Consider the following 9,577-nt stretch of genomic DNA (forward strand, 5'->3'; position numbering starts at 1 on the left):
GGCGGCCCGATACGCCCCGCGGCCCCCGTTGCGGGCCACCTCCTCGCTGATCGTGCACCGGTGCCGGCCGAGGCGGACCGCGACCACCGTCAGCGGCTCACCGCGTTCGATCCCGGCGCGGATCTCCTCGCGCTCGGACAACACCAAGGGCTGGGCTGGCATGCTGGGATCTCCACCGGTCGACGGGTGCGTGTGAACCCGGCCATCCTGGCCGGATCGTCGCGTCGACCGGTGGAACCCCGACCCTCAACCTGCAGCCGTCACCCCTTGAACTCGCCCTGGTTCGACGCCGGTGTGGACGCTGTGGTCGGTCACGGTCCGTTCTTCGAGTCACGCAGCTACGGATCACTCTTCGCGGCAGCGCCGGCAGACGCGCTCGTCCATCACTTCCTGCTTCGTACGCCTTTCGAGATCGCCCTGGAGCGCGTCCTCGGCGACCCTGGTCGTGGGCCAGACGCCATCTCGGCGACTCCCGAATTCCTCCGAGCGACCCATGAGAACTTCAGCAAGGGGGCAGGGTCGCTTCCTGACGTGGACCTCGAAGTCGACACGTCCGAAGTGACCGCCGCCGAAGTGGCTGACCTCCTGCTCGGTCATGTCGAAACGGCCTAGTGCCGGCCCGCGCCGAGGTGCCGATCGTGCGGGCGGGCCATGCCCCCAACGCGCGGGCAAGCCGCTCAGCGGCTGTCCCCTTGCCCCATAGGTGCCTTCACAACTCCGGCCCCTCGTCGAGCGATCGCAGGTGGGCGCCGGCTATCGGCCGCCAGCCGGCCTCGATCTCGGCCGGAGCGGACCCGGCCCGCACCTCAGCCAGCACCCAGCCGATAGTCCTCGCCATCACATCAGCGAGGATCTCGGCGTGCCGGGCCTCGACGGCCGAACGTTGGGCGTCGATGCCGAGCCGGGCCATCGCCTCCAGCAGCCGGCCGCACCGGTCGATCAGACCTAGCCAGAGGGCTACCTCGGGCCGACCGTCCCCGGACGGGTCGGCCAGGTTGTCGAGATGGCGGACCATCCCGGCTGCGGCCCCCCGGGCGGCGACCAGTTCCCCAGCGAGGCGCCCAAGTTCGGCCGCAACGTTGGCCACCGGAGGCGCATCGGCCGGGACCAGCTCGGCCAGTGTGGCGGCAGCATCGGCCTCGGCCAGCCGGCGGGCAGCAGCAGCCCTCACCTGCGGTGCCCGACCACCGTGCACCGGGCACACCGCGCCACCGGCGATGGCCTGGCGGTTGCACCGGGCGCCGGTCGACTTGGCCCGAGCAGTGCACCGGCCGACGCGGTCCACCCCGGCCCCACCATGAGGTCGAGGCGTCGGCGCCGGGTCCATGGGGTCACCACCCAAGGCGGTCGATCCCGCCGGCTTCGAGCGAGGACAGCCACGATCGTTCGGGCTCTCCGCGTGGTGCCAGCCGAGGGCCGAGCTCGCCGGGTGTGCGGCCGGGCCCGGCCAGGTTGGGGGAGTGCGAGCGGTCAATCATCGTGGGTTCCTTCGGATTGGTGGGTGTGGGGGGGTGGGGATGCACGGGGTCATGTCGCCCCGTTGCCGCGGATGCTGGCAATGGCGGTCCGGTCGTCGTCGGTGAGGGCTTGGTCCCACCGGTCGAGCGCGGACTCGGGCTCGCAGATAGAGGGAGGGTGGTCGCGACCGTCCCGACCAGTCCGACCGTCCCGTGGGTCGTGTATCCCCTGGTCAGAGACCTGCGAGCGCGGGACGGTCGGTGGGACGGTAGCGACCCGACAGGCGCGACCGTCCCGCGTACCGTCCCAGGTATCGCCCCTGGTCAGCGGGGGTGTCGGGACGGTTGGGCCGGTCGGACCGGTCGCGCCCCCCTTCTCTCTGTCTGTGCGGGTGAGGGTCCAGTACCGGTCGCGGGTGCCAGGCTCCCGCCGGTCCGGGGGCTCGACGTCAATCCCGACCGATCGCAGCGCTGGCGCCGCCCGGCGCAGCGCCGCGGACATGCCTCTGGCCGAGCTCGGCCACCCCTTCGGCGCCCGGTCGGGTGTGAGCTCGTCGAGGAGCTTCCCGGCGGTCCCGGTCCACATCCGGACCCGGTCGAGGTGGGCTCGGACCGCGACCGCGACGGGGTCGGAGTCGATGACCTCGACGGCCAGACGGGTGTCTTGGGCCCGGTAGGTGCCGAGGGCGTCGGTGCCGAGCACCCGGTCCACCGCGGCCAGGACGGCCGCGAAGTCGGCCATGCGGGGCCGCTCGGCCAGGTCCACCGTCGGCAGCACCCTCAAGACATCTGACGCCAGGGTCAACAGAGCGCCCAGGCACCTCGGGCGCGCCTCGACATAGGCGGCGGCCAGCTCGGCGTCGTCGCGTCGCCCGGTCGGCGCGATGCGCTCCAGGTCGACGAGGAGGAGCCGGTCGGCCAGGTCGCCGCGCAGGGCCCCAGTGTCGATCGCCGAGAGCATCACGACGCGGCGGAACGCGAGGACCGACAGGGAGTCGTCGGAGTAGAGGCGGCGGCGGACGGTGCCGTCCCCGGTGACGGCCCGGCAGATGGCGTCGGAGAGCCACGGCGTGATCGCCGAGACGTTGTCCAGCGGGACTACCCACGATCCGGACGCGGCGACCGCCCACTGCTCGGGGTCCCGGGGCATGGATCGGAGCTGCGCCGGTGACGGGTCGATGAGCCCCGCCAGCATGGTCTCCGCCGTCGACTTGCCTGTCCCCTGCTCTCCGCCGAGGAGTAGGACCGGGTGGGGCAGGTCGGGGAGGAGCGCGGCGACGAGCCACCCGACGAGGAGAGGCCACGTGTCCGCACTCACGTTGACCAGCTCGGCCAGCTCGGCCAGGTCGCCACCGTGCACCGGCGTGGGCAGCGCCCCGGTCAGCGCGGTCCGCCGGAACAGCACCGGGGACCGGTCAACCACCGACCATCCGGCGGCGCCGACCACGGCGGCGCGACCGGTCTCGTCGCCGAGGTCGACCACGACAGCCCCGTCGTGGGTCGCGACCCGGAGCGCCACCGTCTCGCGCGAGGCGGTCATCGCCTCACCTTCGAGAGTGAGGAGGGCGTCGGCGAGCGCGCTGGCCGTGGGAGGTTTCCCGTGCGCCTGGTGATGAGCGCGCGCCAGCTCGGCGCGCAGCGAGTCACCGCCGCCGCGCAGCATGCGGGCCAGGTTGGCGCCGTTGTGCTCGACGGCGAACGGCTCACCCGATGTCGTCATGGCGAACCGGTACCGCTCGGTGGCCAGGGCCACCAGGGCCATGGACTGGGTCACCTTCCCGGCCGGCTCGTCGTTGCCGGTGTCGTCATCGGTGTCGTTGCCGACCAAGGAGAGCAGGCGCTGCGCCTCGTCCGCCGCCGTCACGATGCACCGCCGAGCAGCTCGGCACCGAGCAACGGGGCCTGTTCGTCGAGGACGGGCCACCCGTCCGGGGCGGTCCCGAGGAGTGCGGCGACGGTCCGATCCTGCACGGGGTGGCGTTGACCGCGGGGCCCCGCGGTCCACCATCCGGCCAGGTCTCGGCGGAGTAGTCGGCCCTCCAAGTAGCAGGCGGCGACCATCACGCCCGCGGTGGCGTAGGCGATCCACCGGTGGTCGGGGCCGATGGCGATGACCTCCCCCGGGTGGGCCCCGGGACAGGGGTGCATCCCGGCGAGCGGGGTGGCGGGACGGGTGGGCTGGCCGGTGTCGTTTGGCTGCGGCATCGGCTCCGGCCCGTCCCGTTTGGGGCGGGCCGTAGTCATGACTGCTCGTAGAAGGCGTCGACCTGCCGGGGATCGAAGCGGCGGGCGCGGCCGATCTTGCGAGACGGGAGCCCGCGCTTCAGCTCGTTGTAGATCGTTGCGCGGCTGACGCCGAGACGGGTGGCCAGTTCGGCGGCCGTCTCCCAACGGGCGGAGGACTCTGCTATGGACATGTGGGGCACTCCGGTGAGGGTCTGAGCTGGCTGGCTCAAGTTGGGTCGCCTACCAGCCCGTCGGCCGGAGTCCCCTACTCACAGCGAGAGTGTGCTGCCCCTGTTACGTCGGGTGACCGGCCGCCGTCGACTCCGTCGAGCCATAGCAACAACCCAAGACTACACGCTTGTAGTTCGGCGTCAAGCGTCGTGTGCCGACGGACCCCAGAGCGCGGCGATCATGGCGTCGGCGGCGACCTGGCCGGCGTCGTCGAACAGGTGCCCATAGACATCAGCCGTGATCCGGATGCTGGCGTGGCCGAGGAGCTCGGAGACGATCTTCATCGGGACGCCCTGGGCGATGAGCAGCGACGCCACGATTGGTGAGGCGTTCACCGGTACCAGTGATGATGGCCGCTGGGTGACGGCCAACATCTACCCAGCCGGCGGCGGGGACAGGTTGGCCAGTGCAGCCGAGTGGGTGTTCGTCAGCGACGCGCTCACCACGTCGTCGTCGTCCGCGGCCGAGTACTCCGAAGGTCTCGCCGAGGGGCGCGACCTCGGTGTTTCGCCGCGTGCACGACCCGAGGGGCTCATCGAGTGCGTTACCGCAGCTCTTCGAGCACAGAACGGCGGCTGAGCGGACCGGGCGCTGCCGACGTAGGACAGCCTGGAGGGAGTGCGGGAGAGCCCTACCGGTCCCGCCGGCCGCAGCCGGTGGAATCACACTGCGGGCCCAGCAGGGCGCCGGCTGACCGGCTACCGTCACCGTCCGTCAGGCGGGCCACGACATGAGGGGAACCTACGTGAGCGACGACACGCCAGCAGGCTGGTACCAGGCGGGGGACCGACCGGGGCAGCAGCGCTACCACGACGGCTCGGGGTGGACCGACCACTACGCGCCCATCGATCAGCCCACCCAGCAGCAGTACCCGCAGCAGGGCGCCTACCCGGTGCAGCCGCAGAAGAAGGGCGGCTTCCCCAAGTGGCTCATCCCCGTGATCGCCTGCCTCGGCCTCGTCTTCATCGCCGTCATCGGTGGAGCCATCGCCGGGTCACCGGATGAGGAAGCTGACGAGGCCACCACCACCACGGAGCCTGATGGTTTCGCCAAGTGCAACGACGGCAGCATCTCCGATAATACCGACCTAAGGGCGATCTGCTCCAGCCACGACGGCGTGAGCGAGTGGCTGTCCGAGTACGGCGAGTGCGCGGACGGCACCGTCATCGCACTGCGCGATGACCCCCAGTGCCCGAGTGGCGGCGACCTCGCCAAACTCCTCCCCGGCTACGAGCCAGAAGTCGGCCCTGACGACATCGCCCTTTGCAAGGATGGGACCTTCAGCGACAACCTTGACCTTGCTGCGACGTGCAGCAGCCACGCCGGGGTCGAGGACTGGCTCGCTGACTATGGCCGGTGCGAAGGCGGCGAGGTGATCCGTCTTGAGGACGGCCCCCGATGCCCCGGTGGTGAAGACCTGGCAGAGCTGATGCCGACCGACTACGTCCCTCCCACCACAACCGAGCCACCCGCCACCACGGCACCTCCGACCACCACAGCGCCGCCCGCGACCGCCGCACCGGCCGACACCTACGAAGCCGGCAACTACACGTTCGCCGACGTCCAGGTCTCCTCCGACTTCGTCGACGACTTCAGCGTCCGCGCCAGGGCCACCAATAACGGCGACACCGTCGAGAGCGCTTCGTTCGCCGTGACTCTCTTCGCCGGCGGCAGCGTCGTCGGCACTGGGACCGCGTTCGTCAGCAACTTCGAGGCCGGCTCAACGATCACCGTGGAGTTCATCTCGATCGACGACTTCACCGAGCACGACGAGGTGGAGTTCCAGGTCGAGTCCGAGTTCTAGCGTTGAGCGATACGAAGCGTCGTCGCCGCTCAACGGCGGGCGCGGTGGCGGCGCCCCGGCTCGGTGGGTCCGACCTTCGGAAACCCCAATGGCTGCCCGTTCACGCCCGCGCGTTCGCGTGGGCGCAGGTCGGCGCGGGTGCCGGGCCGGGGCGCCACCGGATCAGGTGCCCGCGGCGGCGGCGTCCCCGACGGCGGTTCGAGCCGCGGACGCCTGCTCGGCGGCCTCGGCGGCCCGACGTGTGCCCAGGTTTGTGACGTGGCGCAGCAGGGGTTCGAGTGCGGCGTCGCTCGCCGGTGCCCGGGACGTGATGCGCCGGTCACTGCCGACCGCTGTGGCGGCGCGGGTCGCCTCTGTCGATCGCACGTAGGCGACGGTCGTGGCCGTGGCGAGCTCGGCCAGCGCGGCGTAGACGGGGTCCGCCTCGACCGCGGCAATCAGGGCCGCATGGGCCTCCGCAATCCTGGCGTCCTCCTCCCCCTCGTCGTAGCCGTCGATGATCTGCTGGTCGTACTTCTGTAGTGCTGCCTGCCGCCGGGCGTCCGCGGCCTCCTCGGCCTTGCGGGCGGCCTTCTGGGCCTTCTGCGCGGCAGCCTCGGCATCGAAGAGGGCCTGGCGTGCGGCGTCGAGGTCGCTGGTGGTGGTGTTGGTCTTGGGCATGGTCTGTCTCCTACTGGTAGGTGGTTCGGGGTGGGGTGGTCAGGCGGCGTCGGGGCCGTCGTCGAGCTCGGCCCGCGCCGCCATAGCGGCCTGCCGGTACCCCAGCTCAATCCGGGTCTGTGCGCCGAGCCGGGCCCACAGAGACGGGTCCGCCTCGACACGGGCGGCCAACTCATCGAGCGCGGCGGCCCGGGGGTGGTCGAGGACCTCGGCCTTCGCGGCGAGCCGCCGCTGGCGGGTCGTGGTGGTCGATTTGTACCCGCCGCTGATTGTGCGTTGCGCGGCCTGGTCTGCGTCTCGATTTGGGGGGTACTTCATGGTTTAATCTCCTTGGTTGGTGTTTGGTGGTTTCGACCATTCGGCGTACGGGTCGTGATCGGTCATGGCTGGGGTCTCCTTCTCGGGGTTCGCTTGATCGGTTCGGGTGGGTCCTCGACGATCCGCCAGCCCAGGCGGGCCCTCGACTTCGGGGTGAGGCCGAGACGGTCGTCGGCCTCGTTCATCAACCTGTGAACCGTCGCGGTGCGCTCCTCGTCCTCGAGGTCCGCCCGACGGGCGACGAACGGAACATCGCCGGCCGACCAGGCGCACGCCTGCGGCGTCGACCACGCCCACGCCCACCACCTCTCACCCCCCGGGCCCAGGCCCATCGGAGACACCGGCGCAGGGCCGCCACGGCCAGACACGGGCAGCAGCACCGTCGGCACGGCCGGCTTGTTCCGACGGGCGGCCTCACCGGTGCCCAGAGGCCCTCTAGAGCCCATGTCGGGCCCCTGCGCCGACTCCTGTAACCCGTACAGACCCCGGAGTGCAGACCGCTCCGGTCCTTTGGCACCCGGCCGCGGGGTCTCCCGCCACCCCCTCTTCGCGTTCGCGTTCCCGCGATTCGCGTTCGCGGCGCACGGCGCACGGCGCGCGGTCCGCGTTTCGCGAGAGGTCGAGCTCGACCTCGAGGTGTTGCTCTCCATCTCGGTCGAGGTGTTCACCACCGTCAGCTCGGTCGGTCATCGGGTCACCCCTCGGCGGGTGGCGCATGGCGGGCACACACCAAGCGCGATGGCGATGACGGTGCCGACGAATAGCGCGCCGTCGCCGTGGGTGTCGGTCGTCAGGACGGTGACGGTCGCGGTGCCTGCGATGGGGTGGAGCAGCTCAGTGTCTGTGCCGCATTCGTCGCACCGATGCTCGACCTCGTAGGTGTGGCGGTCCGTGTGGGCGAGGGAGCATCCCCAGCACATGATGCCGGCGGCCGGGTGCTGGGCACAGACGAAGGCGGCGCCGTGGGTGGCGTGGGCGCAGCGGAGCACGGGTGGCCGGTGGAGCTGGGTGATGGCGTCGGCCAGGGCCTGGTCCGCGCGGGGGAGTGCACCGACCGCGAGGTGCCGCGGGTAGGCGGTCACGGTGTCGGCCCCGGGGATGCCGTCGAGGGGGCCGCGCAGCTCGGCGGGGTCTGCGCCGCTGCGCTCAGTTGCTCGATGTACTCGGGGAAGATGTCGACGTTGTTCTCGTCGATGGCCGCGGCTAGCTGCGCTCGGGTCAGGTCCGGTCGGAGCTGACCGATGGCGTTTATGCGGCGGACGTCGAACGGGTCCACCTCAAAGCCGTACCTGGCCGCTGTGTCAGCGGCAGCCTTCTCGAAGGTGTCGAGGTCGGGGTCCCGGTGGAGTGCGACTCGGCACGCGCCGGAGCAGGTGCGGGAGTTGGTGCGGTAGGCGACGTAGAGCCCGTGGCAGGCAACGCACGGCACCACGTAACGCTTACGTCTAACTGTTACGGGTTCCACGGGTCGACCTCACGCTCAGAGTGACCGCGGATGAGCGCAGCGGCGGCACGGTCGTCGGCGGTCATCGCCCGTTCCCACCGGGCGGGTGCGGACTCGGGGTGCCCGAGGCGGTGCAGAACTTCGACCCGATGCGCACCGATGGCGGCGGCGAGGTCGTCGGTGATTGCACCGGGTGGGGCGTCGGTGGCGAGGCGGCCGTCCGGGTCGACGGTGAGGCGTGCGCCCCGGCGGTGCAGCTCGGCGAGCAGCTCATCGACGGTCACCATGTCCGGTGCTCCCGACCCGGCTCGGGCTCGGCGTCGTCACAGGTAGAGGGAGGGTGGTCCCGACCGTCCCGACCGTCCCAACCGTCCCGCGGGCCCTGTTTTCCCTGGTCAGGGGGCTGCGAGCGCGGGACGGTTGGTGGGACGGTTGGACCGGTCGCGTCGCGACCGTCCCGCGGACCGTCCCGGGCGTCGTCCCTGGTCAGCGGGGATGCCGGACCGGTCGGACCGGTCGGACCGGTCGGATGCGGGTCCTCTCCTTCTCTGCGGGTCAGGGTCCAGTTCCGGGCCCGGGTGCCGGGCTCGCGCCGGTCCGGTGGCTCGACGCCGATGCCGACCGAGCGCAGCGCGGGCGCCGCCCGGCGCAGCGCAGCGGACATGCCTCGGGCCGTCGTCGGCCACCCCTTCGGCGCCCGGTCCGGGGTGAGCTCGTCGAGCAGGTCCCCGGCGGTCCCGACCCACTCGCGGGCTCGGTCGAGCATGGCGCGCACCGCGACCGCCACCGGGTCGGAGTCGATGACCTCGACCGCCAGGCGGGTGGCCTGACCCCGGTAGGTGCCGAGGGCGTCGGTGCCGAGCACGATGTCAACCGCGGCGAGCACCTTCGCGAAGTCCGCCATCCTCGGCCGCTCAGCCAGGCTCACTGTCGGGAGCGCCTCCAGCACCTTCGACGTCAAGGTCAACAGAGCGGCGAAGAACCTCGGCGCGCCGTCGGTGTAGGCGGCGCGCAGGTCGGCGTCGTCGCGTCGTTGGCCGGGCCCGATGCGGTCGAGGTCGACGAGCAGCAGCCGGTCGGCCAGGTCACCGCGCAACGCCCCGGTATCGATGGCGGACAGCATGATGACCCGTCGGAACGCGAGCACCGTCAAGCTGTCGTTGCTGTACAGCCGGCGCCGTACGGTGCCGTCCCCAGTCACCGCCCGGCAGATCGCATCGGACAGCCATGGGGTGATTGCGCTCACGTTGTCCAACGGCACCACCCACGAACCCGAGGCCGCCACGGCCCATTGCTGGCGCTTCGCGTTTCAGGGGGGTGGGGTGCCGAGTAGGTGCCAGTTGCAGCCGCCGCAGGCGAGCAGGATCCGGGTGCGGTAGTTGGCGAAGTTGCGGAACCCGGCGGCGACGCGTTTGACCTTCTTGATGAGGGTGTTGA

At 71.3% G+C, this 9,577-nt stretch carries 15 protein-coding genes and 1 pseudogene; 2 read left to right on the top strand and 14 right to left on the bottom strand.

Features of this window, described 5'->3' with window-relative positions:
* The 7 genes from VNL12_RS21015 to VNL12_RS16585 form a co-directional block, all read right to left on the bottom strand.
* Window positions 1-162, bottom strand: a 162-nt coding sequence (locus VNL12_RS21015) for a helix-turn-helix domain-containing protein (protein WP_349257869.1), incomplete at its 3' end; no start/stop codon positions are given.
* Window positions 163-345: 183 nt separating this feature from the next.
* Window positions 346-597, bottom strand: coding sequence for a hypothetical protein (locus VNL12_RS16560; RefSeq protein WP_325596051.1), 252 nt, complete (start codon window positions 595-597; stop codon window positions 346-348).
* Between the two features lie 112 nt (window positions 598-709).
* Window positions 710-1,285: a hypothetical protein gene (locus VNL12_RS16565; RefSeq protein ID WP_325596052.1), complete on the bottom strand. Its 576-nt coding sequence runs from the start codon at window positions 1,283-1,285 to the stop codon at window positions 710-712.
* Between the two features lie 242 nt (window positions 1,286-1,527).
* Window positions 1,528-3,321: a hypothetical protein gene (locus VNL12_RS16570; protein WP_325596053.1), complete on the bottom strand. Its 1,794-nt coding sequence runs from the start codon at window positions 3,319-3,321 to the stop codon at window positions 1,528-1,530.
* Complete coding sequence (locus tag VNL12_RS16575; protein WP_325596054.1) at window positions 3,318-3,662, bottom strand: hypothetical protein; 345 nt, start codon at window positions 3,660-3,662, stop codon at window positions 3,318-3,320. Before VNL12_RS16575 ends, VNL12_RS16570 begins: the two co-directional genes overlap by 4 nt.
* A gap of 35 nt (window positions 3,663-3,697) precedes the next feature.
* Window positions 3,698-3,874 carry a helix-turn-helix domain-containing protein gene (locus VNL12_RS16580; RefSeq protein WP_325596055.1) on the bottom strand — a complete coding sequence of 59 codons (177 nt, stop codon included), beginning with the start codon at window positions 3,872-3,874 and terminating at the stop codon, window positions 3,698-3,700.
* A 180-nt stretch (window positions 3,875-4,054) separates the two neighbouring features.
* A complete protein-coding gene (locus VNL12_RS16585; protein WP_325596056.1) occupies window positions 4,055-4,198 on the bottom strand; it encodes a hypothetical protein in 144 nt (47 codons plus the stop codon).
* Between the two features lie 16 nt (window positions 4,199-4,214).
* Between VNL12_RS16585 and VNL12_RS16590 the strand changes: the two genes are divergently transcribed.
* A complete protein-coding gene (locus tag VNL12_RS16590) occupies window positions 4,215-4,493 on the top strand; it encodes a hypothetical protein (RefSeq protein WP_325596057.1) in 279 nt (92 codons plus the stop codon).
* Between the two features lie 166 nt (window positions 4,494-4,659).
* A complete protein-coding gene (locus VNL12_RS16595) occupies window positions 4,660-5,718 on the top strand; it encodes a DUF2510 domain-containing protein (RefSeq protein WP_325596058.1) in 1,059 nt (352 codons plus the stop codon).
* A 162-nt stretch (window positions 5,719-5,880) separates the two neighbouring features.
* Here the strand turns inward: VNL12_RS16595 and VNL12_RS16600 are convergent, their stop codons facing one another.
* From VNL12_RS16600 to VNL12_RS21355, 7 genes and pseudogenes are all read right to left on the bottom strand, one after another.
* Window positions 5,881-6,378, bottom strand: coding sequence for a hypothetical protein (locus VNL12_RS16600; RefSeq protein ID WP_325596059.1), 498 nt, complete (start codon window positions 6,376-6,378; stop codon window positions 5,881-5,883).
* Window positions 6,379-6,417: 39 nt separating this feature from the next.
* A complete protein-coding gene (locus VNL12_RS16605; protein WP_325596060.1) occupies window positions 6,418-6,696 on the bottom strand; it encodes a hypothetical protein in 279 nt (92 codons plus the stop codon).
* Window positions 6,697-7,382: 686 nt separating this feature from the next.
* Entirely contained in the window at window positions 7,383-7,778 is a 396-nt protein-coding gene (locus VNL12_RS16610) for a hypothetical protein (protein WP_325596061.1), read from the bottom strand.
* Entirely contained in the window at window positions 7,775-8,125 is a 351-nt protein-coding gene (locus VNL12_RS16615) for a hypothetical protein (RefSeq protein WP_325596062.1), read from the bottom strand. The genes VNL12_RS16610 and VNL12_RS16615 overlap by 4 nt, the downstream gene beginning before the upstream one ends.
* A gap of 23 nt (window positions 8,126-8,148) precedes the next feature.
* On the bottom strand, window positions 8,149-8,427 hold the full coding sequence (locus VNL12_RS16620; RefSeq protein WP_325596063.1) for a hypothetical protein: 279 nt from the start codon (window positions 8,425-8,427) through the stop codon (window positions 8,149-8,151).
* Window positions 8,421-9,386, bottom strand: coding sequence for a hypothetical protein (locus VNL12_RS16625; RefSeq protein WP_325596064.1), 966 nt, complete (start codon window positions 9,384-9,386; stop codon window positions 8,421-8,423). Before VNL12_RS16625 ends, VNL12_RS16620 begins: the two co-directional genes overlap by 7 nt.
* A 108-nt stretch (window positions 9,387-9,494) precedes the next feature.
* Window positions 9,495-9,577 (bottom strand): annotated as a pseudogene (locus VNL12_RS21355) (transposase); the annotation flags it as partial.

The sequence above is a fragment of the Iamia sp. genome, assembly GCF_035575815.1.
Classification (GTDB): Bacteria; Actinomycetota; Acidimicrobiia; order Acidimicrobiales; family Iamiaceae; genus Iamia.

Bases quoted from the DNA above. Each gene is read 5' to 3' on its own strand.
- VNL12_RS16560 (WP_325596051.1), bottom strand. From the start codon at position 597: ATGACCGAGCAGGAGGTCAGCCACTTCGGCGGCGGTCACTTCGGACGT.
- VNL12_RS16575 (WP_325596054.1), bottom strand. From the start codon at position 3,662: ATGCCGCAGCCAAACGACACCGGCCAGCCCACCCGTCCCGCCACCCCG.
- VNL12_RS16580 (WP_325596055.1), bottom strand. From the start codon at position 3,874: ATGTCCATAGCAGAGTCCTCCGCCCGTTGGGAGACGGCCGCCGAACTG.
- VNL12_RS16585 (WP_325596056.1), bottom strand. From the start codon at position 4,198: ATGAAGATCGTCTCCGAGCTCCTCGGCCACGCCAGCATCCGGATCACG.
- VNL12_RS16590 (WP_325596057.1), top strand. From the start codon at position 4,215: ATGAGCAGCGACGCCACGATTGGTGAGGCGTTCACCGGTACCAGTGAT.
- VNL12_RS16600 (WP_325596059.1), bottom strand. From the start codon at position 6,378: ATGCCCAAGACCAACACCACCACCAGCGACCTCGACGCCGCACGCCAG.
- VNL12_RS16605 (WP_325596060.1), bottom strand. From the start codon at position 6,696: ATGAAGTACCCCCCAAATCGAGACGCAGACCAGGCCGCGCAACGCACA.
- VNL12_RS16620 (WP_325596063.1), bottom strand. From the start codon at position 8,427: ATGGTGACCGTCGATGAGCTGCTCGCCGAGCTGCACCGCCGGGGCGCA.